The organism is Pseudomonas sp. NFPP07, from assembly GCF_900115645.1.
Taxonomy (GTDB): Bacteria; Pseudomonadota; Gammaproteobacteria; order Pseudomonadales; family Pseudomonadaceae; genus Aquipseudomonas; species Aquipseudomonas chlororaphis.
The window spans coordinates 291,120-316,205 of sequence record NZ_FOXG01000008.1 but is presented as its reverse complement, the minus strand read 5'-3'; the positions used below and the strand labels follow the sequence as shown (position 1 = coordinate 316,205).

At 66.3% G+C, this 25,086-nt stretch carries 21 protein-coding genes; 5 read left to right on the top strand and 16 right to left on the bottom strand.

Annotated features, from left to right (window positions below):
• Positions 1-160: 160 nt before the first annotated feature.
• Complete coding sequence (locus BM019_RS21940) at positions 161-2,062, bottom strand: acyl-CoA synthetase (RefSeq protein ID WP_092420237.1); 1,902 nt, start codon at positions 2,060-2,062, stop codon at positions 161-163.
• A gap of 215 nt (positions 2,063-2,277) precedes the next feature.
• The gene (locus tag BM019_RS21935; RefSeq protein ID WP_092420234.1) at positions 2,278-3,588 is read right to left on the bottom strand and encodes an MFS transporter; all 1,311 of its coding nucleotides are present in this window, start codon (positions 3,586-3,588) and stop codon (positions 2,278-2,280) included.
• 181 nt (positions 3,589-3,769) lie between these two features.
• On the opposite strand from BM019_RS21935, the gene BM019_RS21930 reads away from it, so the two are divergent.
• Together BM019_RS21930 and BM019_RS21925 are read left to right on the top strand one after the other, a co-directional pair.
• The gene (locus tag BM019_RS21930; protein WP_092420231.1) at positions 3,770-4,897 is read left to right on the top strand and encodes a sugar diacid recognition domain-containing protein; all 1,128 of its coding nucleotides are present in this window, start codon (positions 3,770-3,772) and stop codon (positions 4,895-4,897) included.
• Positions 4,898-5,168: 271 nt separating this feature from the next.
• Entirely contained in the window at positions 5,169-6,311 is a 1,143-nt protein-coding gene (locus tag BM019_RS21925; protein WP_092420228.1) for a glycerate kinase, read from the top strand.
• 172 nt (positions 6,312-6,483) lie between these two features.
• On the opposite strand, the gene hpaI is transcribed toward BM019_RS21925, so the two are convergent.
• The 8 genes from hpaI to BM019_RS21885 form a co-directional block, all read right to left on the bottom strand.
• Positions 6,484-7,284 carry a 4-hydroxy-2-oxoheptanedioate aldolase gene (hpaI, locus tag BM019_RS21920; RefSeq protein ID WP_087090581.1) on the bottom strand — a complete coding sequence of 267 codons (801 nt, stop codon included), beginning with the start codon at positions 7,282-7,284 and terminating at the stop codon, positions 6,484-6,486.
• Between the two features lie 11 nt (positions 7,285-7,295).
• Positions 7,296-8,099 carry a 2-oxo-hept-4-ene-1,7-dioate hydratase gene (hpaH, locus tag BM019_RS21915; RefSeq protein WP_092420225.1) on the bottom strand — a complete coding sequence of 268 codons (804 nt, stop codon included), beginning with the start codon at positions 8,097-8,099 and terminating at the stop codon, positions 7,296-7,298.
• Positions 8,100-8,101: 2 nt separating this feature from the next.
• The gene (locus BM019_RS21910) at positions 8,102-9,409 is read right to left on the bottom strand and encodes an MFS transporter (RefSeq protein ID WP_092420222.1); all 1,308 of its coding nucleotides are present in this window, start codon (positions 9,407-9,409) and stop codon (positions 8,102-8,104) included.
• 146 nt (positions 9,410-9,555) lie between these two features.
• Entirely contained in the window at positions 9,556-9,945 is a 390-nt protein-coding gene (locus BM019_RS21905) for a 5-carboxymethyl-2-hydroxymuconate Delta-isomerase (protein ID WP_062826083.1), read from the bottom strand.
• A gap of 77 nt (positions 9,946-10,022) precedes the next feature.
• Positions 10,023-10,880 (bottom strand): 3,4-dihydroxyphenylacetate 2,3-dioxygenase, encoded by an 858-nt coding sequence (gene hpaD / locus BM019_RS21900; RefSeq protein ID WP_062826082.1) that lies wholly within the window; start codon positions 10,878-10,880, stop codon positions 10,023-10,025.
• A 140-nt stretch (positions 10,881-11,020) separates the two neighbouring features.
• A complete protein-coding gene (hpaE, locus tag BM019_RS21895) occupies positions 11,021-12,481 on the bottom strand; it encodes a 5-carboxymethyl-2-hydroxymuconate semialdehyde dehydrogenase (RefSeq protein WP_085530644.1) in 1,461 nt (486 codons plus the stop codon).
• Positions 12,482-13,282: a fumarylacetoacetate hydrolase family protein gene (locus BM019_RS21890; RefSeq protein WP_092420219.1), complete on the bottom strand. Its 801-nt coding sequence runs from the start codon at positions 13,280-13,282 to the stop codon at positions 12,482-12,484. It abuts the gene before it with no gap.
• Positions 13,283-13,291: 9 nt separating this feature from the next.
• Positions 13,292-13,978: a fumarylacetoacetate hydrolase family protein gene (locus BM019_RS21885; protein WP_092420216.1), complete on the bottom strand. Its 687-nt coding sequence runs from the start codon at positions 13,976-13,978 to the stop codon at positions 13,292-13,294.
• A 235-nt stretch (positions 13,979-14,213) separates the two neighbouring features.
• Between BM019_RS21885 and hpaA the strand changes: the two genes are divergently transcribed.
• Both hpaA and BM019_RS21875 read left to right on the top strand, forming a co-directional pair.
• The gene (hpaA, locus tag BM019_RS21880) at positions 14,214-15,125 is read left to right on the top strand and encodes a 4-hydroxyphenylacetate catabolism regulatory protein HpaA (RefSeq protein ID WP_092420214.1); all 912 of its coding nucleotides are present in this window, start codon (positions 14,214-14,216) and stop codon (positions 15,123-15,125) included.
• Between the two features lie 71 nt (positions 15,126-15,196).
• Positions 15,197-16,291, top strand: coding sequence for a DUF1176 domain-containing protein (locus BM019_RS21875; RefSeq protein ID WP_092420212.1), 1,095 nt, complete (start codon positions 15,197-15,199; stop codon positions 16,289-16,291).
• A 6-nt stretch (positions 16,292-16,297) separates the two neighbouring features.
• Here BM019_RS21875 and BM019_RS21870 read toward each other — a convergent pair whose 3' ends face one another.
• From BM019_RS21870 to BM019_RS21845, 6 genes are all read right to left on the bottom strand, one after another.
• Entirely contained in the window at positions 16,298-17,272 is a 975-nt protein-coding gene (locus BM019_RS21870; RefSeq protein WP_092420209.1) for a bifunctional helix-turn-helix transcriptional regulator/GNAT family N-acetyltransferase, read from the bottom strand.
• A gap of 273 nt (positions 17,273-17,545) precedes the next feature.
• Entirely contained in the window at positions 17,546-19,225 is a 1,680-nt protein-coding gene (locus BM019_RS21865) for a GMC family oxidoreductase (protein WP_092420206.1), read from the bottom strand.
• Between the two features lie 32 nt (positions 19,226-19,257).
• On the bottom strand, positions 19,258-20,559 hold the full coding sequence (locus BM019_RS21860; protein WP_092420203.1) for a carbohydrate porin: 1,302 nt from the start codon (positions 20,557-20,559) through the stop codon (positions 19,258-19,260).
• 151 nt (positions 20,560-20,710) lie between these two features.
• Positions 20,711-21,775 carry a 2,3-butanediol dehydrogenase gene (locus BM019_RS21855; protein WP_092420200.1) on the bottom strand — a complete coding sequence of 355 codons (1,065 nt, stop codon included), beginning with the start codon at positions 21,773-21,775 and terminating at the stop codon, positions 20,711-20,713.
• A complete protein-coding gene (locus tag BM019_RS21850) occupies positions 21,772-23,037 on the bottom strand; it encodes an MFS transporter (RefSeq protein WP_092420198.1) in 1,266 nt (421 codons plus the stop codon). Before BM019_RS21850 ends, BM019_RS21855 begins: the two co-directional genes overlap by 4 nt.
• 38 nt (positions 23,038-23,075) lie before the next feature.
• Positions 23,076-23,609 (bottom strand): 2,4'-dihydroxyacetophenone dioxygenase family protein, encoded by a 534-nt coding sequence (locus BM019_RS21845; protein ID WP_007927291.1) that lies wholly within the window; start codon positions 23,607-23,609, stop codon positions 23,076-23,078.
• A 287-nt stretch (positions 23,610-23,896) separates the two neighbouring features.
• Here BM019_RS21845 and BM019_RS21840 point away from each other — a divergent pair, with 287 nt between their 5' ends.
• Complete coding sequence (locus BM019_RS21840; RefSeq protein WP_009044187.1) at positions 23,897-24,859, top strand: helix-turn-helix domain-containing protein; 963 nt, start codon at positions 23,897-23,899, stop codon at positions 24,857-24,859.
• The last annotated feature ends 227 nt before the right edge of the window (positions 24,860-25,086 follow it).

Here is a 25,086-nt window from a genome sequence, read left to right as displayed (position 1 = left end):
ACCTGACGATGTAGCCGCTGCCGAAGGCTGCGCAAGGTCCGCAGGACCTCCTGCGATCTCGAGAGCAGCGCCCGCTGCGCGGTCGTACGCAGCCTGCGGCAGCGGCTACAGGTGAATGCCTTGAAGCGCGGCGACCCCGATGGCCGGGGCCGCCGGCAATTCACGCCGAATGCAACTGGTAGAGCACCGCATAACCGCTCAGGCGCTGCTCCAGGGCCGCGCGGCGGGTCGCGTCCAGGCCGGGCACATGGATGTCCACCCGTTGTCCATGGCGCTCGTCGCTGACGGCTTCAACGCGGATGCCCTCGGCAACCTGCCGTACCTCATCCTCGAACACCCGGCGAATGGCATCCAGGCGCAGGGCCGGCTTGAAGGTCTTGCCCACGGCCGTCAAGGGGATCTGCTCGAGCAGCCAGACGTCCTTGGGCACCGCGGCCCGTTCATGGATATGGCGCGCGGCGTGCTCCAGCAATTCGCCCGGGTCGGCGCTGACGCCGGCCTTGAGCTGGATGTACACCACCGGCAGCTCGCCGGCCTTGATGTCCGGCTTGCCCACCGCCGCGGCCATGGCCACCGCCGGATGGCGATGCAGGGCTTCTTCGATCATCTGCGGGTCGATGTTGTGGCCGCCGCGGATGATCAGGTCCTTGCTGCGCCCGGTCAGCCAGATGTAGCCATCCCGGTCGATGCGCCCCAAGTCACCGGTGTTGAACCAGCCGCCGTCGAGCCACAGGCCCTGGTTCTTGTCGGCCTGCAGATAGCCCTTGAACACCGTCGGCCCGCGCAGGCAGACGTTGCCGGGTTCGTCGGTGACGGCGTCGCGCAGGTAATGGCCGTCGCTGTCGAGCACGGCGATCTTGACCTCGCAGTACGGCAGGCGCAGGCCGATGGAACCGGGGCGGCGCTCGCCATCCTGAGGGTTGCAACTGGTGGCGCAGGTGCCTTCGGTGAGGCCGTAGCCCTCGATGATCTTCAGCCCCGAACGCGCCTCGAACTGGCGGATCAGTTCCACCGGCATGGGCGCGGCGCCACATACGGCAAAACGCAGGCTGGAGACATCGATGCCGTCGTTGGGCACTTGCAGCAACGCGGCATAGATGGTCGGTACGCCGCTGAAACAGCTGACCCGATAACGCTCCACCAACTGCCAGAAATCCTTGATCAGGGTCGGGTTGCGGTAGCCCTGGGGGCCGGCCAGCAGCACCCGGGCGCCGCGGTGGAAGGCGGACAGGCCGGTGACCATCACCCCGTTGACATGGAACAGCGGCAGCCCGCAGAGCAGCACATCGCTGCTGTCGTAGTCGCCGTGCAGGCCGATGATCTCGGCCATCGCCACTTCATTGAGGTGGCTGTGGGGCGCCAGTTTCGGCGTGCCGGTGGTACCGCCAGTGTGGAAGTACGAGGCAATGTCGTCCGGCTGGATCACCCGGCCGCTTTCCAGGTGGTCGGCGGGGCAGGCTGCGAGCAGGGTGTCGAAGTCCAGCACGCCTTCCGGCATCGCCGGGCGCTGGCTCTTGATCGCACTGCGTTGCGGCTCGGGCAGCAGGTTGGCCAGGTCGATGGTGACAATGGCTTCCAGCTTTGGCAGGCATTCGCGCAGGTGGGCGACCTTTTGCCAGAGGTCGGTGCCGGGGAAGGGCGCCAGGGTCACCAGCACCGTGGTGCGCGAGGCGCGGACCAGTTCGGCGATGTGCGCAGGCTCCAGCAGCGGGTTGATGGCGTTGACGATCCCGGCGGCCTCGCCGCCCCAGATCACGTAATGGGTCTGCGGCAGGTTGGGCAACAGGAACGACACCGCCTTGCCCGGGCGGATGCCCAGCCGGTGCAGGGCGTTGGCGGTACGGGTGACCTGGGCGAACAACTCGGCGTAGCTGATGTTCCAGGGCTGGTCCTGGATGCTGCCCTGGGGCAGGAAGGTCAGGGCGGTGCGCTCGCCGAAACGGCTGGCCGAGCGTTGTAACAATTCATAGGTGCTGGCGGGAAGATTGCGCTGGGCCAGGGGCTGCTGTTGTTCGAGGGCTTGGATATCGCTCAGGCGGGCGAGGGAGAAGGGCGCGGTCATGATCGTGTGGGTCTTCCTTCGGTAAGGTCTGCGAGGGAGTCATCAATCGATCCAGCCAATGGAAAACTGCCGCGGCCGGACGTCTGTCCGATATACCACGAGGGCGCTGAGGTCGGCTGTTGCTTTTTGTAGCGAGGCGGTGACAAAACCGCAGCCTGTCCCAGGAAGCCGGGCCCGCCAGAGGGCAGGCCCGGTGGCAGGCTCGGAGGTAGGGCTCAGCGTTTCAGCGTGCGGGTCATGCGCAGCGCCAGCAGGCTGCCAGCGACGATGACCCCGGCCAGCAGGTACAGCGCGGCGTCGGTGGAGCCGGTGCTGTCCTTGACCCAGCCGACGATGTAGGGGCTGAGGAAGCCGGCCATCTGGCCCATGGAGTTGATCAGCGCCAGGCCACCCGCGGCGGCGCCGGCGCTGAGCAGCGCGGTCGGCACAGGCCAGAACATCGGCAGGCCGGTGAGGGCGCCCATGGTGGCAATGGTCAGGCCGAGGATGGCGAGGGTCGGGTTGGCGGCGAAGTTGACCGCGATCACCAGGCCGATGGCGCCCATCAGCATCGGTACCACCAAATGCCAGCGGCGTTCCTGGCGCAGGTCGGCCGAGCGACCGACCATCAGCATGAACAGCGCCGCCAGCAGATAGGGAATGGCGCTGAGCCAGCCGATCACCAGGTTGTCGCTGAAACCGAGGTTCTTGATGATCGACGGCAGCCAGAAGTTGATGGCGTACACGCCGCTCTGGATGCAGAAGTAGATCAGGCCGAAAGCCCAGATGGCCGGGTTCTTGAACACCGCCGCCAGGGAGTCGCCGCTGGTGCGCGGCTTGCTCGCGGCGTCTTCGGCCTGGTCGGCTTCCAGCAGTGCGCGTTCCTGCGGGCTCAGCCACTTGGCGTGGGCGAAGTTGTCATGGAGCAGGAAGTACGCCAGGGCGCCGAGGATCACCGTGGGGATGCCCTGCAGCAGGAACATCCACTGCCAGCCGGCCATGCCGCCCTGGCCCGCGGCGAAGTGGTTGAGGATCCAGCCGGAGAACGGGCTGCCGAGCAGGCCGGACACCGGGATCGCCGACATGAACAGGGCCATGATGCGCCCGCGGCGAAAGCTCGGGAACCACTGCGAGAGGTACAGCACCACGCCGGGGAAGAAGCCGGCTTCGGCGGCGCCGGTGAGCAGGCGCAGGCTGTAGAACTGGGTCGGGGTGGTGACGAACAGCAGGCAGGTCGACAGCGTGCCCCAGGCGATCATCATCAGCGCGATCCAGCGCCGCGGGCCGAACTTGTTCAGCGCCAGGTTGCTCGGCACGCCGCACAGCACGTAGCCGATGAAGAAGATCCCGGCACCGAGGCCGTAGACGGTTTCGCTGAATTTCAGGGCATCGAGCATCTGCAGCTTGGCAAAGCCGACGTTTACCCGGTCCAGGTAGTTGAACAGGTAGCAGATGAAGATGAAGGGGATCAGGCGCAGGGTGATGCGCTTGTAGACGGCGTTTTTATCGTCATCGGTGGCCAGGGTGGCAGCGGCGCTCTGTGACATGGCGTGTCTCTCTTTATTATGATTTTTTGCGATGCGAGGTTAACGTTGATCGCCCCGAGAGTCTCGGTCACCCCATGGGCCGCTGTCTTTGTGCCGGCGCACAGGCTTTGCCGGCATCCCCTGTGCCGGTGAACAAGCCTTTGTCATCGCCCCGAGCCCGCTTTCCTAGGAACACGCTGCTATGTTCGAACTCGATCACGACCTGGCGCAGGACATCGTCGACCGGACGATGGCCATCCTGCCCTACAACGTCAACGTCATGGACAGCCAGGGCCTGATCCTTGGCAGCGGCGAGCCCGAGCGCATCAATACCCGCCATGAAGGCGCACAACTGGTGCTGGCCAACGGCCGGGTGGTGGAGATCGACGCGCAGACCGCCAAGCACCTCAAGGGCGTGCAGCCGGGGATCAACCTGCCGCTGCTGCACGACCAGCGGCTGATCGGCGTGTTGGGCATCACCGGCGAGCCGGAACTGCTGCGCACCTATGCCGAGCTGGTGCGCATGACCGCCGAGATGCTGGTGGGCCAGCGCCACCAGCAGGCCGAACAGCAATGGCGCCGCCAGCGTTGCGACGACTTGCTGGCGCTGCTGCTCAGCGACAGCGGGGATTCGCCGCGGCTGGTGGATGAGGCGCAGCAGATGGGCCTCAAGCCGCAGCTGCCGCGCACGCCCTATCTGTTCGAACTGGGCCCATCCCAGGAGGGCGGGGCGCAGACCGTCGAGGCCCTGAGTGCCTGGCTGATGTCCCGTTACCCGGACAGCTGGTGCGTCAGCTCGGCCAAGTCCTCGTTGCTGTGGTGCCGGCCGGCGACCCTGAGTGTCGACAACCCACGACTGCTGGAGAAACTCGACAGCCTGGGCTGGAACATCCTGCGCATCGCCGTGGGCGGCCAGGCCGACGGGCTGGCGGGGCTGCGTCGCTGCTACCGGCGGGTCGGCGACTTGCTCGCCTATGGCCGCGACGTGCTGCCCCAGTCACGGCTGTTGACCCTCAATCGTTTCCGCCTGCCGGTGATGCTCTGGCGCCACCGCAATGACGATGCCCTGGACGAGTTGCTCAACCCCTTGCGCAAGGTCATCGCCAAGGATGCCAATGGCCAGCTGCTGGCGACCCTGCGCAGTTGGTGCGACCACGACGGCCAGAGCCAGGCCTGTGCCGACGCCCTGGGCATCCACCGCAACAGCCTGCGCTACCGCATGGAACGTATCGCCGAGCTCAGCGGCGTCGACCCGCTCAAGCTCGACGGCATGCTGGCGCTGTACCTGGGGGTGCAGCTGTTGCCGCAGACCGAGCCATCCCCGTTGTAATGCCAGGCCCTGTAGCCGCTGCCGTAGGCTGCGATCGGGGCAGCGCCCCGTAAACCCGGCGACGCGGTATGTCTGTCTATCGGTGTGGCGCGGTTCTGCGACCGCTGCGCGGTCGTGCGCAGCCTCGCCAGGGCTCGACAGCGGCTACAGACGCGTGCGATGCAGCTATTGTGAAAATGAACAATAAAGCCGCCCCACACTTGTGCAACGGACCGGGGTCAAGGTCGCGGCCAACTGGCAGCATGGGCGCCATAAGAACCGGAGATAGCCCATGAAAATCATCATCGCCCCCGACTCCTTCAAGGACAGCCTGAGTGCCTCTGGCGTGGCCAGCGCCATCGCCGACGGGCTGGCGCGGGTGTGGCCGGACGCGCAGCTGATCCAGTGCCCGATGGCGGACGGCGGCGAGGGCACCGTGGAGTCGATCCTCGATGCCTGCGAGGGCCAGTTGCGCACCACCCGGGTCCAGGGACCGCTGGGCGCGCCGGTGGAGGCGCGTTGGGGCTGGTTGCCGCAGAGCCACACCGCGATCATCGAAATGGCCGAGGCCAGTGGCCTGCAACTGGTGCCGCCGGGCCAGCGCGATGCCTGCACCAGCAGCACCCTCGGCACCGGCGAGCTGATCCGCGCGGCCCTGGATGCCGGCGCGCAACGGGTGATCCTGGCCATCGGCGGCAGCGCCACCAACGACGCTGGCAGCGGTGCCTTGCAGGCGCTGGGCGTGCGCCTGCTGGATCGCGATGGCCAGGCCTTGCCCCTGGGCGGCCTGGCCCTGGCGCGGGTGGCGCGGGTCGACCTGAGCCACCTCGATCCACGCCTGGCCGAGGTGCGTTTCGAGATCGCCGCCGACGTCGACAATCCTCTCTGTGGTCCTCACGGCGCCTCGGCGATTTTTGGCCCACAGAAGGGCGCGTCGCCGCAGCAGGTCGAACAACTGGACCGGGCCCTCGGCCAGTTCGCCGACCAGGCCGCGCGGGTGCTGGGCAAGGACGTGCGCGACGAGCCGGGCAGCGGCGCCGCCGGTGGCCTGGGGTTCGCCGCCAAGGCGTTCCTCGGCGCGCGGTTTCGTCCGGGGGTGGAAGTGGTGGCCGAGCTGGTGGGGCTGGCCGAGGCCGTGCAGGGCGCGGACCTGGTGATTACCGGCGAAGGTCGTTTCGATGCCCAGACCCTGCGCGGCAAGACCCCCTTTGGCGTGGCGCGCATCGCCAAGCAGCACCAGGTGCCGGTGATCGTGATCGCCGGGACCCTGGGCGAAGGCTACGAGCAGATGTATGAGCACGGGGTGGATGCGGCCTTTGCCCTGGCCTCTGGCCCCATGACCCTGGAGCAGGCCTGTGCCGAAGCGCCGCGCTTGCTGCGGGACAGAGCGGCGGATATCGCCCGGGTCTGGCGCCTGGCGGCGCGCCAGGGCTGAGGCCCGTAGCCCCGTAGCCCCGTAGCCGCTGCCGAGCCCGCGAGGCTGCGATCGGTCGCGTAGCGGCCGCAACGGGGCCAACGCGGTTATCCAGACCCAACGCGAATCTCAGGTTTTGCGCCTGCTGCGCAGTCGATCGCAGCCTCGCGGGGCTCGGCAGCGGCTACAGGGGTTAGTAGACCCCGCCACCCGAGGTAGGCGTCGCCACCTCCTTGTACTGCCCCAGCAACCCCTGCAAACCCTTCATCAGCACAGTGGTATCTACCCCCACGGCGACGAAGTTCGCCCCCAGCTCGATATAGCGCTGCGCCAATGTGCGGTCGGCGCTGAGGATCCCGGCCGCCTTGCCGGCCTTGCGGATCCTCGCGATGGCATCCTCGATCGCCGCGACCACCTCGGGATGCCCCGGGTTGCCGCGATGGCCCATGGCCGCCGAGAGGTCGGCCGGGCCGATAAACAGGCCATCGACTCCATCAAGGGCGGCGATGGCATCCAGGTTGGCCAGGCCTTCGAGGTTCTCGATCTGCAGCAGCAGGCACATCTGCTCATCGGCCTGGTCCAGGTAACCGGGGATGCTGTTCCAGCGCGAGGCCCGGGCCAGGGCACTGCCGACGCCACGAATGCCCGCGGGCGGATAACGCATGGCGCGCACCAGTTGCCGGGCCTGCTCGACGCTTTCGACCATGGGGATCAGCAGGGTCTGGGCGCCAATGTCCAGCAGTTGCTTGATCAGCGCGGTGTCGCCCACCGGCGGGCGAATGATGCCTTGCACCGGGTAGGGCGCGATGGCCTGCAGCTGGCCGAGCAGGCTGTTGAGGTCGTTGGGCGCGTGTTCGCCGTCCAGCAGCAGCCAGTCGAAACCGGCGTTGGCCGCCAGCTCCGCGCAGTAGGCATTGGCCAGACCCAGCCACAGGCCGATCTGCGGCGCGTCCTGGCGCAGGCGTTGCTTGAAATGATTGATCGGCAGTTGCATGAGCATTCTCCTCAGACAAAACGGCAGGCGATGCTGCCGAGCTGATCGTAGTCGACGTGGAAGGTGTCGCCGGGGCGGGCCACCACCGGGCGGGTGAAGGAACCGCCGAGGATGATCTGCCCGGCCTCCAGGCCGACGTCGTAGGCCGCCAGCTTGTTGGCCAGCCAGGCCACGCCCTTGGCCGGATGGTTGAGCACCGCGGCGGACACTCCGGACTCCTCGATCACCCCATTGCGATAGAGCACCGCCGGCACCTTGCGCAGGTCGATATCGTTGGGGCGCACCGCGCGGCCGCCCATGACCACGCCAGCGTTGGCGGCGTTGTCGGAGATGGTGTCGAACACCTTGCGCGTGGCCTGGGTCTGCGGGTCGACCTGCTGGATGCGCGCGTCGATGATCTCCAGGGCCGGGATCACCCATTCGGTGGCGTCGAGCACATCGAACAGTGTGCAGTCCGGGCCCTTGAGCGGCTTGCCGAGGATGAACGCCAGTTCCACCTCGACCCGCGGCACGATAAAGCGTTGGAACGCAATGTCGCTGCCTTCCTCGAACAGCATGTCGTCCAGCAGGGCGCCGAAGTCCGGTTCGCTGATGTTCGACGACACCTGCATGGCCCGCGAGGTCAGGCCGATCTTGTGCCCGACCAGCTTGCGCCCGGCGCGGATCTTGTGTTCCACCCAACTGCGCTGGATGGCGTAGGCGTCCTCGATAGTGATGCCGGGAAACTCCAGCGACAGCTGGGCGATCTGTTCCCGGTTGCGTTCGGCGGCGTCGAGGCGGGCGGCGGCCTGCTGGATGTCCGAAAGGCTGAGCATGGTTATTTCTCCTGGGGATTGACGATAAGGGCCGGCACCCGCAACACCAGCCAGGCGCCGAGGGCGATCAGCAGGGCCAGGGCATACAGGGCGAGGCTGGCGCTCTGGGTGGCGTCGCGGACCACGCCGATCAGGTAGGGCGCGAGAAAGGCGGCGATGCTGCCGAAGGAACTGATCAGGGCGATCCCCGCGGCCTGGGTGTTGCTGGCGAGAAAGGCCGGCGGCAGTTGCCAGAACATCGGCAGCGCGGCGCTGGCGCCCATGCCGGCCACCAGCAGCCCGGCCATCACCAGCCAGGCATTGTCCGGGGCGACGCCTGCGACGATCAGGCCGAGGCTGGACATCAGCAGCGGCACGCCGAGGTGCCAGCGCCGTTCGCGCAGGCGGTCGGAGGAACGGCCGACACCGATCATGAACAGGCAGCCGGCCAGGTACGGCAGGGCGCTGAGCATGCCGACGCGGCTGTCGCGGGCGATGCCGGCGTGGTGGATCAGGGTCGGCATCCAGAAGGCGATGGTGTTGACCGCCAGCATCACCGTGAAATAGATGCACACCAGCAGCCAGATATGTTTGTCCTGGAGGATGCCGGCGAAGCGGGTGATCGGCTTGTGCTGTTCTTCCTCGCTCAGGGCGGCGTGCAGTTGCTGCTTTTGTGGGGCGCTCAGCCAGGCGACGCTGTCGATGCTTTCCGGCAGCGCCTTGAGCACCACCAGGCCGAGCAGGACCACCGGCAGGCCTTCGATCAGGAACATCCATTGCCAGCCGCGCATCCCGCCCAGGTCGTGAAAGCTTTCGAGAATCCAGCCCGACAGCGGCCCGCCGACCACCCCGGCCATGGGCACGGCGATGGCGAACAGCGCGGTCACCTGGCCGCGGCGGCTGGCCGGGAACCAGCGGTTGAGCAGCACCAGGATGCCGGGGAAAAACCCGGCCTCGGCCACCCCCAGCAAAAAGCGCAACAGGTAGAAGCCGGCGGCGCTGTCCACCAGCAGCATGGCACTGGACAACAAGCCCCAGACCACCATCAGAGTGGCGATCCAGCGGCGCGGCCCGACCCGGTCCAAAGCCAGGTTGCTGGGCACGCCGAACATCGCATAGGCGATGAAGAACAGGCCGGCGCCGAAGCCATAGACGCTGTCGCTGAAGCCCAGGTCCTGGGTCATCTGCAACTTGGCGAAGCCGATGTTGATGCGGTCCAGGTGGGCGAAGATGTAGCAGGTGAACAGCAGGGGCATCAGCCGCCAGGTGATTCGGCGATAGGTGTCGTTGGTCTCCACGACGCTGGGCAGGGCAAGGGTCGAGCTGGGCATGGGCGGGGCCTCTTTTATTGTTCTTGTCGATAGGGCACGGACTCTGTAGCCGCTGCCGCAGGCTGCGATCGACCGGGACGGCCGCAGCGACTTCAAGCTCGCTGAAGGCCTTCGGCCTTATCGCAGCCTGCGGCAGCGGCTACAGGTCACGCTTGCCGCTTGAGAAACTCATGCACGTTGTTGTGCTTGAAGTTCAGCTCGGCATCCAACTCGCTCATCTCGAACGACAGCGCCAGCAGGCGCCGGGCCTGGAGCTCGGCGAAGTGCGCCTTGATGATCTCGAACAGGCCCTCGGCGACCTTGCGCCGGGTGGCCAGGTCGCGCCCGGCACCGACTTGCAGACGCATGTGGACGAAGGCGTAGTCGTGCTTGCCGTCGGCCATGCGCCAGGTGTCCAGGCGCACGCCGCGGCTGCGGATGCCACCGAGCGGAAACACGCCGCTGGCCCCGAGGTAGTCGTGGACCTTCTCGAACAGCCCTGGCAGGTCGGCGGCTTGCTCGATGTTGTCGGTATATTCAGCGATGAAATGCGGCATGTGATCCTCCTTGCGGGCGAACCTTCGGCGGCCAGCCCTGGAAATCCAGGGCTGGGTTGGCGAGGCGGGCGCGGCGTCTAGAGCGGGAAAATGGCGTTGATCTGGCCGGTGCCGGAGCTGCCGAAAGGCGCGGTGACGATTTCCGCCGGCCGGTTGTATTCGGGGCCGCCGAGCAGGCCCAGGAGCATGGCGGTGTCGTGCATCCGGCCTTCGCCGAAGCAGTGCTCGGCGTAGTCCGGGAGCATCGAGCAGAACTCACGAAAGCGCCCCTGTTGCCACAGCTCGACCACTCGCAGGTCCATCTGTTTGTCGAACTCGCGGGTCCAGTTGTGGATGTTGGCTTCGGCCTCACGGTCGTCGGAGAAGCGGTGCGACAAGGAGCCTGAGGCCAGCACCAGGACCTTGCGGTCGCTCTTCTCGATGGCCCGGCGCACCGCGGCGCCGAAGGTGAAGCTGTCTTCGAGCTTGTGCCAGGCACACCAGGCGGCGATGGAAATCACCTGGAAATGCTGCTCCGGCGGTACGTCCATGTGCATGTAGCGCATCGGCACCAGGGTGCCGTATTCCAGCTCCAGGCTGGGGATGTTGTGGGCGAGGGTGCGCACATCGGCAGCATTGGCTTGGGCGGCAATCAGCTCGCCCAGCTCCGGGCAGCCCTGGTAGTCGTAGTCCATGTTCTTGATGAAGTGCGGCAGTTCGTTGCTGGTGTAGGTGCCCTTGAAGTGCTCGCCGCAGTTGATGTGGTAACCGCTGTTGACCAGCCAGTGCACGTCGAACACCACGGCGGTGTCGGCCCCCAGCTCACGGGCGCGACGGGCGATTTCCTTGTGCCCGGCGATCGCCGCTTCGCGACAGCCGTGGTGCTTGCCCGGCAGTTCGGACAGGTACATCGATGGAACGTGGCAGACCTTGGCGGCCATGACGACTTCGCCCATGGTGCTTCTCCTGAAACATCTTATTGTTCGGCCCGTAGCCGCTGCCGCAGGCTGCGATAAGTCCCGCAGGGACTTCAAAGAGCGGCGTCTCGTTCCGAGACGAGCGCAGCCTGCGGCAGCGGCTACAGAATTTCAAAACCTTACACGCCCCAGCGCGGGATGTGGTGGCTGCCCATGGAGATACAGATGTTCTTGATCTCGGCAAACACCTCGAAGCTGTACTCGCCGCCTTCGCGGCCGGTGCCGGAGCCCTTGACCCCACCGAACGGCTGGCGCAGGTCGCGCACGTTCTGGCTGTTGATGAACACCATGCCGGCCTCGATGCCACGGGCCAGGCGATGGGCCTTGCCGATGTCCTGGGTCCAGATATAGGAGGCCAGGCCGTACTCGGTGTCGTTGGCCAGTCGCAGGGCCTCGGCCTCGTCCTTGAACGGGATCAGGCAGACCACCGGGCCGAAGATCTCTTCCTGGGCGATGCGCATCTGGTTATCGACGTCGGCGAACACCGTCGGCTGGATGAACTGGCCACGGCTGAGGTGCGCCGGCAGGTTGGCCGGGCGCTCCAGGCCACCGGCGAGCAGGGTGGCGCCTTCTTCGATGCCGATGCGGATATAGCCGGTGACCTTGTCGTAGTGGGCCTGGGTGATCATCGAGCCGACCTGGGTCTTCGGGTCCTGCGGGTCACCGACGATCAGGCGCTTGGCGCGGGCGGCGAACTCGGCGACGAACTGCGGGTACACGCTTTCCTGGACGAAGATCCGGCTGCCGGCGGTGCAGCGTTCGCCGTTGAGCGAGAAGATGGTGAACAGCGCCGCATCCAGGGCGCGCTCCAGGTCGGCGTCTTCGAAGATCAGCACCGGCGACTTGCCGCCCAGTTCCATGGAGTACTTTTTCAGCCCCGCGGTCTGCATGATCTTCTTGCCGGTGGCGGTGCCGCCGGTGAAGGAGATCGCCCGCACGTCCGGGTGGCGCACCAGGGCATCGCCGGCGGTGGCGCCGTAGCCCTGGACGATGTTCAGCACACCATTGGGAATGCCGGCTTCGACCGCCAGGCGCCCCAGTTCGTTGGCGGTCAGCGGCGACAGCTCGGACATCTTCAGCACCGCCGTGTTGCCCAGCGCCAGGCACGGCGCGGTCTTCCAGGTGGCGGTCATGAACGGCACGTTCCACGGCGACACCAGCGCGCAGACGCCGACCGGCTGGTACAGGGTGTAGTTGAGCATCTGGTCGTCCACCGGATAGCTGTGGCCATCCATGCGGGTGCAGACCTCGGCGAAGAAGTCGAAGTTGTGCGAGGCGCGCGGGATCAGCACGTTTTTGGTCTGGTGGATCGGCAGGCCGGTGTCGAGGGTTTCCAGCTCCGCCAGGTGCGGCACGTTTCGGTCGATCAGCTCGCCCAGCTTGCGCATCAGCCGCGCGCGTTCCTTGGCCGGGGTGTTGGCCCATTTCGGAAAGGCTTCCTTGGCGGCCGCGACCGCCTGGGCGATTTCCCCGGCGCCGCCGCTGGCCACTTCACCGATGGCTTCGCCGGTGGCCGGGTTGTAGTTGACGAAGGTGTCTTGGCTTTCGACCTCGCGGCCGTTGATCCAGTGTTTGATCATTTATGCGTGCTCCTTGGCCGCCCGTTGCGTGTCGTGTTGCGTCTTGATCATGAAGAACTCCGCCTCGCTGACGATGCGGTTGACCAGCCGGCCGACGCCTTCGACTTCCACCACCACCTCATCGCCGGGCACCACGTCGGACAGGCCTTCCGGGGTGCCGGTGGCGATCATGTCGCCGGGTTGCAGGGTCATGAAGCTGGACAGGTATTCGATCAGGTAGGGGATGTCGAAGATCATGTCGCAGGTGCTGCCTTCCTGGCGCAACTCACCGTTGACCCAGGTGCGCAGCTTCAGCCGGTTCGGCTCGGGCACGTCGGCGACGTCGACTATCCACGGCCCGATCGGGGTGGTGGCGTCGCGGTTCTTCACCCGCAGGTTGGGCCGGTAGTAGTTTTCCAGGTAGTCGCGGATCGCGTAGTCGTTGCACACCGTGTAGCCGGCCAGGTAATCCAGGGCGTCCTCGCGCTTGACGTTGCGCGCGGTCTTGCCGATCACCGCCACCAGTTCGCACTCGTAGTGCATGTAGGCGACGTTGTCCGGGCGCCAGGTGATCTGGTTGTGGCCGGTGTAGGTACCGGGGGTCTTGATGAACACCAGCGGTTCGGTCGGCGGCTTGAAGGCCAGTTCGGCGGCGTGGTCGGCGTAGTTCAGGCCCAGGGCGAACATGCTGCCGGTGGCAGGTGGCAGCCACTCGACCTGATCCTCGGCGAGCACACGGCCATCGGCCAGTTTCACGCTGTTGGGCGCGTTGACCACGACCTCGTGGACCTGGCCTTGATAACGGATGCGGGCGTGTTTCATGGCGGCTCCTTATTCAGCGGCTACTTCGGCGGCTATTTCTTCAGCGACAACGTGATTGGCGAGACGGCCCAGGCCGCTGATCTCCACTTCGATGCGGTCGCCGGGCTTGACGTCGACCCGGCCTTCGGGGGTGCCGGTGATCAGCACGTCGCCCTCGTGCAGGGTCATGAACTCGCTGATTTCGGCGATCAGCTGGGGAATACCGCGCACCAGGTTGGCGGTGCTGTTGCGTTGCAGCAGTTCGCCGTTGACCCACAGTTTCAGTTCCAGGTCATGGGGATCGCGCACCTGGGCCGCCGGCACCAGTTCCGGGCCGAAGGCGCAGAAACCGTCGCGGCACTTGGCCTTGACGGCGGGGCGGTAGTAGCTGTCTTCCGGCAGGCTGAATTCGTTGACGATGGTGTAGCCGGCCACATGCTGCAGGGCGTTTTCCACGCTGACCCGGCTGGTGCTCTTGCCGATCACCACGCCCAGCGCCGGGCCCGGTTGCAGGCGCTCGACACCTTGCGGGTAGATCACGGCGCCGCCATGGACATTGCGGGTGTTGGGGGTCTTGATGAACAGCACCGGCTTGACCGGTGGCTTCTGGTAGGGCGGCTGGGTGAAGGATTCCAGGTGGCTGCGCAACAGGCCCTGGTAGTTCAGCGCGACGCCGAACAGGGTGCCGGTGGCGACTTCATGCAGTGCACGGCTCATTGTGATTTTCTCCTGAGCATCGCGGAAGACGAGGTGATTTCGTTAATGTGTTAACGTTATATTTAATATGTTAACGATCGTCAAGCGCCGGCCAGGAGCCGATCACGAACTGTCCGCCGCGTGCTGGTGAACAGGCCGCGAATCACGCAGGATGTGGGCGCTTGCTGCGGGTAAAAATAAAAAAGCGCTGCGGCGAAATAAAAAGCGCCGCGAGCAAAAAAAGAGACACGCCACCATGAGCGATCGCCAGCCGATCCCCAACATCAACATCGGCCAGGTCTACGACCAGCGTTACGCCGACTCGCAGGTGCATTACGACAAGCTGAGCAATCTGGCCGGGTTCTTCGGCCGCAACATGCCGGTGCACCGTCACGACCGGTTTTTCCAGGTGCACTACGTGAAAAGCGGCGCGGTGCGGGTCTACCTCGACGACCAGCAATACCTGGAATCGGGGCCGATGTTTTTCCTCACGCCGCCGACCATTGCCCATTCCTTTGTCACCGAGGCCGACAGCGAAGGCCACGTGCTCACCGTACGCCAGCAGTTGGTGTGGGAGCTGATCGAAGCCGACCGCCGCCTCGCCAGCGGCCCCCAGGTGGCGCCGGCCTGCGTGGCCCTGGCGCGCCTGGACCCGGGGTTCGCCGGCGAGGCGCGGCGCCTGGCGCTGCTGTTCGATGAGTTGCAGGAGGAAGTCGCCGGGCAGGGCGCCGGGCACGCGCCGGCGCTGGAGGCCCTGACCCGCTTGATCATGATCAGCCTGCTCAGGCTTTCGGCCAACTCCCTCAAGGCCCGCCCCGCGCGGCACGAAGACCTGCACATCTTCCATCGCTTCAACGAACTGATCGAAGCCCGTTACCTGGAGCATTGGCCGCTGTCGCGCTATGCCGGGCAGATCGGCGTCACCGAGGCGCGTCTCAACGATGTCTGCCGGCGCATCGCCGACCTGCCGTCGAAACGCCTGGTGTACGAGCGCCTGATGCAGGAGTCCAAGCGCCTGCTGCTGTTCACCGCCAGTTCGGTGAACGAAATCTGCTACCAGCTGGGGTTCAAGGACCCGGCGTATTTCAGCCGGTTCTTCCAGCGCTACGCGAAGATGACGCCGGGGGAATACCGGGCGCGCCAGGGCGCGGCGAAACCCTCGTCCTGAGGGCAAAAAAGCTGGGAGCGCCAGCGCGCTGCGTGGGACAATCGGCGCTTTTGCCCGACAAGGAAAGTCCCATGTTGCAGCGCACCCTGATGGTTCTTTTGCTGACCGCCAGCGCCGCCCAGGCGATGGCGCAGAACGCCGCGGAAAAGGTGCCGTTGCTGCGCCAGACCAAGGAATGGATCACCGGCTGCGACAACCTGCGCAGCTGCCACGCCCTGAGCGCGCCCAACGGCGAGCACGGTGTGCAGTACAGCAGCCTGACCCTGCACATCCAGCGTCGCGCCGGCCCCGACGGCCCGCTGGAAATACGCCTGGACCAGCGCGGCGAACCCGCCGAGCTGACGGCCTTGCGCCTCGACGGCCAGCCGTTGGAGCCACAGCTGCTGGACGCCCTGGTGCTGTTGCCGGAGAAGAAGGGCGCGCAGATCCAGGTCACCCGCTATGAAATCGCCGACCCGACCCGGGCTCGCCAGTGGCTGGAACGCCTGCGCAATGCCGAAGAACTGAAGCTGGCGGGAGACGACGAGGCCCGGGTGCCGTTGTCCGGTCTGTCGGCGGCGCTGCTGCTGATGGACTCGGTGCAGGGCCGGGTCGATGGCGTGACGGCGCTATGGCGGCCAGGCCAGCATCCGGCCAGCGAGGTGCCGGCGCGGCCGCTGCCGGCCCAACTGCGGGCTTATCCGGGGGCACCGGAACTGACGGAGGCGCAACGCACGCGGATCTCGGCGGCCGCGGTGAAACTCGCCGCGCCAGGCACGCCCAACGACGATGAAGACTTTGTGGCCGAGCCTCAGGTCGAGGTCTATCCGCTGACCGCGCAGCGGGCGTTGACGGTGGTGCTGAGCGACTGCGCGGCCTACAACTGCGATTACCTGATCAGCAGCTGGTCGCGCGGCAACCCGCCGCAGCTCGAGGAATTGCGCCGGCAAGCCTTGCCCATGAACAACGCGGACGGCTCGGGCGGCGCCCACTACGACCCCAAGACCGGGGTGCTGACCACCTTCTATCTGGCGCGCAGCATCGGTGACTGCGGTGAAACCGGGCGCTGGCTGTTCGACGGCGAAAGCTTCCAGCTCAGCGATTACCGGCAGATGCCGACTTGCAATGGCTTGTCCTCCGAAGACTGGCCGCGGCTGTGGAACATCGCGCCGCCGGCCAACCGCTGAGGCGTTTCAGGCCAGGCCTGGATGGCGGCGCGCGAACTTCTGTTCCAGCACGGTCTTGCCCCATTGCGCCGCCGGCTGTTCCTCCACCAGCTGGAAGCCGAAGGCTTCGTACAGGTGCCGGGCGGCGTCCAGGCCGCTGAAGGTCCATAGATAGCAGGAGGTTGCCCGCACCCGGTCGCAATGCTCCAGCGCCGCCTTGAGCAGCAGGCGGCCGGTGCCGGTGCCACGGGCTGTCTCGTCGAGGATAAACCAGCGCAGATGGGCGACTCTGTCGGCCTGAGGGCGATCCGCGGCGTCGCCGAGGTCGATGGCGATCGAGCCGACGATCTGCTCGTCCAGCACCGCCAGCCAGACGCCGTTATCGGGGTTGTCCAGGCGCTCGCTGAACTCCGCCAGACCCGCCGCGACGCGCTGTTCAAAGAACTGCCCGAAACCCACCAGGCGTGAGTAGTAATGCGCATGCAGCTCGGTGATGCGGCCGATCATGCCCGGCCGATAGCCACGGAGCACGGTCGGGGTGGCCGCGGCGATCTGCGCATGGCCCAGGCGGCAGGCCTGCAGCGCCTGGCCATAACTGCGCAGTCCGGCGACCACCTGGCTTTGCTCGCGGGGCGCAAGCAAGCGCAGCGCCTGTTGCACCTGGGCGCTGCCAAAGGCATGGAGCGCGGCGACCTGTTTGCGCCCGCTGGCGGTCAGGCCCAGGTGCTTTTCCCGAGCATCGGTGGGGCTGGGGCTTTCCTGGATATCGCCGCGCTCGATGAGCTTGCCCAGCAGGCGGCTGACCGAGGACTTCTCCAGGTTCAGGGTCTTGCCCAGCTGGGCGGCGGTGAGCGGGGCGTGCAGGTCGAGTTCGATCAGCGCATGCACCGCCGAGGGCGGCAGATCGGAACCGGCCAGAGTACTGCCCATGAAACCCAGCTCGCGCACCAGTTTGCGCGATTCGTTACGGATCTGATCCACCAGCGGCGAAGACGATGACATGGCGTGGCTCTCGATATAGTTGTGCGATGCAACTATATGCCTGGGGTACGGCAAAATCCATACACCTATAAACGCGGACTCCTTTTGGGAGATACCGATCAAAACTGTAGGAGCGAGCTTGCTCGCGATGGACCTGAGCGCGCCGCGTTCATCCGATTAGTACGCGTTATCGTTAACGACCATCGCGAGCAAGCTCGCTCCTACAATGGATCATCGGCGTTTGATCGATTGGCATTAGCCCTTGGCCCACCCGCGGCTGCGGTTGGCCGTTTTTCAGCCAATGACAGGCGCGGGTATCTGTTGTTCCAGGCGAGCGGGAACCTGAAGGCTCGGCGGCGCCTTACCCAGCAGCAGGTCCGCGGCCTTTTCGCCGATCATGATCGCCGCCGCGTTGGTATTGCCGGTGGTCAGGCTCGGCATGATCGACGCGTCGGCCACCCGCAGGCCCTGCACGCCGTGGACCCGCAACTGGTCGTCGACCACCGCCTGGGCGTCATGGCCCATCTTGCAGGTGCCGACCGGGTGGAACACGGTGCCCAGGCTGTCGCGAATCCACTGTTCGATCTGCGCCTGGCTCTCGACCTGCGGGCCGGGCACCAGCTCGCCCTTGAGGCGCCGGGCGAATGCCTGGCTCGCCGCCAGCTGGCGCACCAGGCGCACGCCGGCCACCAGCTTGCGCAGGTCCTCCGGGTGACTGAGGAAGTGGCTGTCGATGATCGGCTTGTCATGGGGATCGGCGGAGTTGAGCCGGACCTGTCCACGGCTCTGTGGGTGCATCACCGCGATGTGCAGGCTGACCCCATGGCCCAGCGGCACCAGGCGCCGGGGCTGGTTTTTCAGCGCCGGGGCGACGATCAGGCCCAGCTCCGGGGCGGCGTCCTCGGGATGCAGGCGCAGGAAACCGCCGGACTCCACGGTATTGGAGGTCAGCGGGCCGCTGCGCCGGCTCAGGTACTGCCAGGGCGAACGGGCCAGGGGCAACAGGCCCTTGGCCGACACGCCGTAGGTCAGCTCGCTGTCGCAGCGGTACATCAGCACCACATCCTGATGGTCCTGCAGGTTGTGGCCGACTCCCGGCAGTTCATGGCGCTGGGCGATGCCATGGCGCGCCAGTTCCTCGGCCGGGCCGATGCCGGAGAGCAACAACAGTTGCGGCGAGTTGATCGCCCCGGCGCTGAGGATCACTTCGCGCCGGGCCTGGAGCTGGAACACCGCGCCATCCTGGCTGACCTCGACGCCACAGGCGCGATTGCCCTCCAGCAACACGCGGTGGGTCAGGGTCGAGCTCAGTACGCTGAGGTTGGGCCGCGACAGCGCCGGGTAGAGGAAGGCCCGCGCGGCGCTGCAACGCTCGCCGTTGATCTGGGTGACATGGAAGGGCCCGTAGCCTTCCTGTTCCTCGCCGTTGAAGTCCGGGTTGTAGCGCCAGCCCAGTTCCTCGGCGGCCTGATAGAACACCTCATTGATCGGGCTCGGGCTGCGTTGCGCGGCGACGTTGAGTTCGCCGCCCTGGCCATGCCAGGGCGAGGCGCCGGGCTCGAAATGCTCCGAGCGCAGGAAGTACGGCAGCAGTTCGTCGTAGCTCCAGCCCTGGTTACCGGCCGCGGCCCAGCGATCGTAGTCGCTGCGGTGGCCGCGGATATAGATCATGCCGTTGATCGCGCTGGAGCCGCCCCATAGCCGGCCGCGGGGGCAGGGGATCGGGCGCTCGCCGCTGGCGGCCTGGGCGCTGAACTGGTGCATCCAGTTCCACTTCGGGTTGGCGATCAGGCGGATGATGCCCGCCGGGGTGCGCACATAGGCGCCGGGCAACAGGCTGCGGTCGCTGGGGCCGGCTTCGATCAGGCAGACGCTGAGCTGCGGGTCGGCGGACAGCCGGTTGGCCAGCACGCAACCGGCCGAGCCGGCCCCGACCACGATGTAGTCGAACGAACGCGGGGCGGAGTCAGTCATGGGAGATACCTCGTTGGCAGTGAAAAGCAGGTTTACAGCCCCAGCGCCGCGCCGACGTCGTACATGACTTGCAGGCCGACGACAAAACCGTTGCCGCTGAGCTCGCGGGCCTCGGGGTTGTAGAAGTTGTCCGGGTTGATCAGGTACTGCACGCTGGGCTCGAGCGACAGGTGCCGGGTCAGGGCGAAGTGGCCGTTGGCCTCGATGGCGTAGACGTTGCGTTCGCCCAGGCTGGGGTCGCCGCCGTTGGCGATCCGCGCCTGTTGCTGGAAGCGCAGTTGGTGGTCGTTGAGGCGCAGGTAGCTGGCCTTGAGGTTGAGCTTGTCCTGGGCGCGGTCGAAGGGCGCCAGGTAAGTCAGGCCGATCTCGGCGAAATGGCTGAAGGGCTGCTTGTCGTCGGCCGCCAGGGACAGCGAACCGAACGCCAGCAGCGCCTGGGGCGCGGTGCCCTGGCCGCCGTCGGCCCGCCAGAAGCCTTGCTGGAACTTGAAGAAGGCGCCACCGGTGCCGTGCTCGCTGGCACCGGTCAGCGGGTCGTGCTGGTTGGCGGTGTTGTAGTAGCCATTGAGTTCATAGTGGGCGCTGTAGGCGCCGTCGTGCTTGCTGCCGATGCCCAGCAACAGGCTGGTGCCGCTGGCGTCGTCGGTGCTGAAGTCCAGGCCCTTGCGTTTTTTCAGGTAGTCCACCGGGTTCGATTCGAAGGCTCCGGCATGCACATACAAACCCGGCGTCGCCTGGTACTTCAGGTAGCCGCCCCAGCTGCCGTAGGGCGGCGGCAGGATGCCGGTGGACGAATCGATGATCGGGTCGTTGCAGGTGACCACGGTTTCGCAGTTGTAGATATAGAAGTAGCGCCGCGCGTTGGTGCGCCCCAGGCTCATGTCGACCTGGCCGTCGAGCCAGGTCTGCTGGTAGGTCAGCAGGCTCAGCTGGTTGCTGGTGATGTCGTTGTGGATCGGCGCGCCGGCGAAATAGCTGCCGGCGGCGCCTTGCCAGTTGCGCGAGGTCGGCTGGCCGGTGGCGGTGTCGAGGATGAAGAAGGTTTCTTCGAAATGAACGGCCGCGCCTGTAAGGCCGGCGAGGATATCGAGGTCGAAGTCGGCGCCGACGAACAGGTCGCCGCTGTTGCCGAAGCTGTGTTGCCGCGGACCGGTGTCGAGATTCTTCATCGACAGGCTCCAGAACTGCACATGGGGTCGGATGCCGTAGCCGGCCAGTTGCTCGCCGAGCCCGGCCAGCGGGCCTTCGCGGCCGGGTGCCGGTGTTTCGGCCTGGCACAAAGGGGTGAACAGGACCGCCGTCAGCAGCGGGCACAGCAGGAGAGTGCTTTTCATGGTCGATACTCGTTTCTTGTTGTTTTTGTGAGTAGCCGCTGCCGAAGGCTGCGATCGGACGCGCAGCGTTCGCCAACGGGTTACCAGGAGGCTGCCGATTGCGCTGGCGAGGACTGCGTCCTCGATCGCAGCCTGCGGCAGCGGCTACAGGTCATGCCTTGGCCAGCGATGGGTTGGGATTGACCAGCACCTTGATCTGGCTCTTGTCCCGCAGCAGTGCCTCGAAGCCATGCTCCACGGCCTGGTCCAGGGTCACGCAGCGGGTCACGGCGCGGGTCAGGTCCAGGCGGCCGCTGGCCAGCAGCTCGATCAGCGGCGGGTAGGCGTTGCGATAGCCCACGCTGCCGAGCAGGCGCAGTTCGTGGTTGACCAGGTGGAAGGCATCGACGCTGACCTCGCCCATCAGGCCCACCAGCACCACCTCGCCGCCCTTGCGCAGCGAGTGCAGGGCCAGGCTCAGGGTCTGCTGGCTGCCGGCGGCCTCGAAGGCCGTGTCGACGCCGCCACCGCTCAGTTCGTGCAGGCGTTGCGACAGGTCGGCGGCGTGGCCATCGAGCACTTCCTGGGCGCCGAAGTCGCGGGCCAGTCGCCGGCGTTCCGCGCTGATGTCCACGGCGAAGATCCGCTCCACGCCGCGCAGGCGCGCCAGCAGGATCAAGAGCAGGCCGATAGGACCGAGGCCGAACACCACGCAGCTGTCGCCGGGCAGCAGGCTGCTCTGGTTCAGCGCGTGAAAGGCCACCGCCGCCGGCTCCAGCACCGCGGCCTGCTTGAAACTCACCGAATCCGGCAGCGGGTGCAGCATGTAGGCCGGCACCAGCACCTGTTCGGCGAAACCGCCGTCGCCCATCAGGCCGATAAACCCCATGGACTGGCAGAGGTTGTACTGGCCGGCGCGGCAGTACTGGCAATCGCCGCAGCGGTACTCCGGCTCCACCGCCACCCGGATGCCGACCCGGACCCGGTCGACGCCCGCGCCCACCGCCAGGACCTGGCCGCAGAACTCGTGGCCGAGGGTCAGCGGCGCGCGGCAACCGGACAGCGGGTGGGGCACCTGTTGTGGAATCGAGTGCGGGCCGTCGGCGTATTCGTGCAGGTCGCTGCCGCAGATGCCGCAGTAGGCCACCTTGACCAGCACCTCGCCCGGGCCGGGCTGCGGCAGTTGCAGATCGCTCAGGCGCAGGTCGCGGGCGGCATGCCAACGCAATGCTTTCATGGCTGGTTTCCTTGCAGGACAGGAGAGGGGGAAGGTTCGGCGCGGCGGCTGCGTGCCAGGACCGCCGGCGCGGTTTCCTTGAGGAACAGTGCCAGCAGCGCCGCCAGCAGGGCGCCGCCGCAGGAGATCCACATCACGATGGACAGGCCGAAACGGTCGGCGGCAAAGCCGGCGATGGTCGGTGAGACAAAACCGCCCACCAGCTCGCCGATGCCCATGATCATGCCCAGGGCGGTGGCCATGACCTCACGGGGCACGGTTTCCGCCGGGATGGTCGCCATGAACAGGGTGAAGCAGCCCAGGCCCGTGTAGGTCAGCAGCATCAGCACGCCCATCAGCAGCGGGCTGTTGGCGTAGAGCAGGGCGATCGGGCAGCAGGCGGCGATCAGCGAGAACAGCACCAGGGTCGGGCGGCGGCCGAAACGGTCGGAAATCGCCGCCACGCCGAAGCCCCACAGCACCCAGGCGCCGCCCAGGCAACTCATCACCGTGCCCATGCTCGCCGGGCTGTAGCCGCGGACCTTGACCAGGAAGGTCGGGGTAAAGGAGATGAGGATCACGAACCAGGTGAGGAACACGCAGCTGATCAGGGTGCAGAGCACGATGTTGCGGCTTTTCAGCAGCGCCAGGCGGTTGACCGGAGCAGCAGGAGCGTTGTCCGTGACCGGTGCCGCCGGCGCGTCGTTGCGCACGTAGCGCCAGATCAGCAGGGCGATCAGCAGCCCGGGGATCAGCGAGACGATAAACGCATGGCGCCAGCCGTAGGCTTCGGCCAGGGCGATCAGCACCGGCGGGCCGATCACCGCGCCCAGCAGCCCGGCCGCCGAGCCTTGCAGCAGGCCCATGTTCAGGCCCCGGCGATGGGGCGAGGAGGCCTCCACCATCAGCGATTGCGAGAGCGGCAGGATCGGCCCTTCGGCCAGGCCCATGATGCCGCGGAACAGCAGCAGGCTGAGAAACCCGGTGACCAGCCCCGACAGCGCCGAGCACAGGGAAAACAGGATCACCGCGACGATCAGCAGCGGCTTGCGCTTGCCACGCCGGTCCGACCAGGCCCCGACCAGCGCGCCGGATACCGCCCAGGCCAGGGCCAGGACCGACGACAGCATGCCCAGGTGGCTGTTGCTCAGTTGCAGCTCGTCGGCCATGAAGGGGAACAGGAAGGACAGGGCCAGGCGATCGAAAAAGACGAAGCCGAACGTCAGGAACAGCACGCCCAGCAGGATGTTCTCGTAACCGGCTTTATTGTTGTTGTAAGCCATGGTCGTTCTCCGCGGGAGGGACAGGTGAAGTCGAGACTTCAGCGAAACAGCGTGTCGATGTAGGCCGCGCCGAGGCCGATCTTTTCGTAGTGCGCGCGGCACAGGGCGATGTAGGAGTGCACGTCGAAGTAACCGTCCGGCTCGCCCTGTTCGTCGAGCCAGATCAGCGGGCCCTTGACGATGAAAAACGCGCGCATCGGTTGCTCGTGCTCGTAGGCCACCAGGGTGTGGCCTTCGCCCGGGGTCTCGTAGACGAAGTCGCCGGCGGTGGCGGTCCAGTCGTGTTCCAGGTAGCCCCACTTGCCGGACAGGGTGTAGGCGAACACTTCGTGGGGGTGGTAATGCCGGTTCACCAGGCCGGCGCTGCTGGCCATGAGGATGTCGCACCAGCGGTTCTCGCTCGGCGAGATCCACAGCGGCCGCGAGGACACGGTTTCGGTGAAGGGCACATACAGCTTCAGGTCGTCGCTGGCGGCATTGGGCAGGTAGACCTCGGGCTTGGCGTCCGGCTTGAAGCAATTGGCGATCGGTTGCAGGTCTTTCCAGAATTCACGGCGGGCGGCTTCGGGCATGGTCGGCCTCTATTCGTTGTGGGAGTCGAGGCGACTTTAGGCGCGGCGCGCGGGCGGGGTTTTATCCAATCGGACGGGATTGTTGACTGGATCGGACGAGACTTTTCCTACAGGCTTCAGGGACGCCGTTTACCCTGGAAATCGACTTGTGCCCACTGCGTTTCACGTTGACAGGGCATAAGCTTCATATGTTAATGAATCGCCGCGGCCGCCATCTGCCGCGGCCTCGGTGTCCGGTCACTGCCTTGCCGACCGGGAATGCTTCCTAGCCCATGAGAAGAATAAAAATGTCTCCATGCGCCTTGCTCGAAACCCGGCATGCCTGCACCCAGAGCATCGCCCTGGACCAGCGGCTGGCCTTCTGGGAGGACTACAACGCCTCCACCCTGGTCGGCCTCAAATGCACTTCCTTTTGTGACAGCGGTTTTGCCGCCAGCCAGGACAACCTGCAGCTGGAAGGCATGCGCCTGGCGCGGATCGAGGGCAACGAGCACGTGGTCGAGCGTGACAACTCGATGATCCGCGCGGTGCCCAAGGAGTCGGTGTTCGTGTCCTTCGTCACCGGCAGCGGCTCGTTCTTCTATCAGGATGGCGCCTGCCAGTTGCTCGAGCCGGGCGAGCTGATCGTCTACCGCACCGACAAGCCCTATCTGTTCGGGTTCTCCGGGCCGATGCGCCAGTTCATTTACGACATTCCCCAGGCACTGTTCGCCGAGCGTTGCCTCAAGCGTTTCGACCGTCCGCTGAAGATCGGCGGGCAAAGCGGCGTGCAGCGCCTGTTGCTGCGCACCCTGGGCGAGCGCACCGGAGGCTTTTTCCAGCAGCCGCTGAGCGAGGACGCCGAGAGTTATCAGAACCAGGCGCTGGAGCTGTTGGCCAGCCTGATCGCCGGGCAGGCGGGAGAGCGGCGGATCAATGCGCTGAGCGCGTCCTATCTGCTGGCGGCCAAGCAGTGCATCAGCGAACAGTTGGCCGACCCTGGCCTGAGCTGCGAGCGGGTGGCCGCGCAGACTGGCATTTCCCCGCGGCACCTGAGCCGCCTGTTCGCCCTGGAAGACAGCCAGCCCAGCCGATTTATCCTGGAAAAACGCCTGCAACAGGCCCATGACCTGCTGAGCAGCCCACGGGGAGCCGGCCTGGATATCGGCGAAATCGCCTACCGTCATGGCTTCACCAGCCAGGCCCACTTTGCCCGGGCGTTCAAGGCCCATTACGGCCAGACCCCGAGCGAAGTGCGCAAAACCCTGTAGCCGCTGCCGCAGGCTGCGATAGGTCCGAAGGACCTCCAGCGTCCGAGAGATCGCAGCGCCCGTTCCGGTCGATCGCAGCCTTGGGCAGCGGCTACAGGTCGGTGGCCAGCCAGACGCATTTCGCGGCATTTAAGCCCCATTACGGCCAGCCTCAAGCGAGATTCGCAACCCCATGTAGCCGCTGCCGCAGGCTGCGATAGGTCCGAAAGACCTCCTGCGGTCGGGAG

Excerpts from the sequence above, each read along its gene's own strand:
- BM019_RS21940 (WP_092420237.1), bottom strand. The coding sequence starts at position 2,062 with ATGACCGCGCCCTTCTCCCTCGCCCGCCTGAGCGATATCCAAGCCCTC.
- BM019_RS21935 (WP_092420234.1), bottom strand. The coding sequence starts at position 3,588 with ATGTCACAGAGCGCCGCTGCCACCCTGGCCACCGATGACGATAAAAAC.
- BM019_RS21930 (WP_092420231.1), top strand. The coding sequence starts at position 3,770 with ATGTTCGAACTCGATCACGACCTGGCGCAGGACATCGTCGACCGGACG.
- BM019_RS21925 (WP_092420228.1), top strand. The coding sequence starts at position 5,169 with ATGAAAATCATCATCGCCCCCGACTCCTTCAAGGACAGCCTGAGTGCC.
- hpaI (WP_087090581.1), bottom strand. The coding sequence starts at position 7,284 with ATGCAACTGCCGATCAATCATTTCAAGCAACGCCTGCGCCAGGACGCG.
- hpaH (WP_092420225.1), bottom strand. The coding sequence starts at position 8,099 with ATGCTCAGCCTTTCGGACATCCAGCAGGCCGCCGCCCGCCTCGACGCC.
- BM019_RS21910 (WP_092420222.1), bottom strand. The coding sequence starts at position 9,409 with ATGCCCAGCTCGACCCTTGCCCTGCCCAGCGTCGTGGAGACCAACGAC.
- BM019_RS21905 (WP_062826083.1), bottom strand. The coding sequence starts at position 9,945 with ATGCCGCATTTCATCGCTGAATATACCGACAACATCGAGCAAGCCGCC.
- hpaD (WP_062826082.1), bottom strand. The coding sequence starts at position 10,880 with ATGGGCGAAGTCGTCATGGCCGCCAAGGTCTGCCACGTTCCATCGATG.
- hpaE (WP_085530644.1), bottom strand. The coding sequence starts at position 12,481 with ATGATCAAACACTGGATCAACGGCCGCGAGGTCGAAAGCCAAGACACC.
- BM019_RS21890 (WP_092420219.1), bottom strand. The coding sequence starts at position 13,282 with ATGAAACACGCCCGCATCCGTTATCAAGGCCAGGTCCACGAGGTCGTG.
- BM019_RS21885 (WP_092420216.1), bottom strand. The coding sequence starts at position 13,978 with ATGAGCCGTGCACTGCATGAAGTCGCCACCGGCACCCTGTTCGGCGTC.
- hpaA (WP_092420214.1), top strand. The coding sequence starts at position 14,214 with ATGAGCGATCGCCAGCCGATCCCCAACATCAACATCGGCCAGGTCTAC.
- BM019_RS21875 (WP_092420212.1), top strand. The coding sequence starts at position 15,197 with ATGTTGCAGCGCACCCTGATGGTTCTTTTGCTGACCGCCAGCGCCGCC.
- BM019_RS21870 (WP_092420209.1), bottom strand. The coding sequence starts at position 17,272 with ATGTCATCGTCTTCGCCGCTGGTGGATCAGATCCGTAACGAATCGCGC.
- BM019_RS21865 (WP_092420206.1), bottom strand. The coding sequence starts at position 19,225 with ATGACTGACTCCGCCCCGCGTTCGTTCGACTACATCGTGGTCGGGGCC.
- BM019_RS21860 (WP_092420203.1), bottom strand. The coding sequence starts at position 20,559 with ATGAAAAGCACTCTCCTGCTGTGCCCGCTGCTGACGGCGGTCCTGTTC.
- BM019_RS21855 (WP_092420200.1), bottom strand. The coding sequence starts at position 21,775 with ATGAAAGCATTGCGTTGGCATGCCGCCCGCGACCTGCGCCTGAGCGAT.
- BM019_RS21850 (WP_092420198.1), bottom strand. The coding sequence starts at position 23,037 with ATGGCTTACAACAACAATAAAGCCGGTTACGAGAACATCCTGCTGGGC.
- BM019_RS21845 (WP_007927291.1), bottom strand. The coding sequence starts at position 23,609 with ATGCCCGAAGCCGCCCGCCGTGAATTCTGGAAAGACCTGCAACCGATC.
- BM019_RS21840 (WP_009044187.1), top strand. The coding sequence starts at position 23,897 with ATGTCTCCATGCGCCTTGCTCGAAACCCGGCATGCCTGCACCCAGAGC.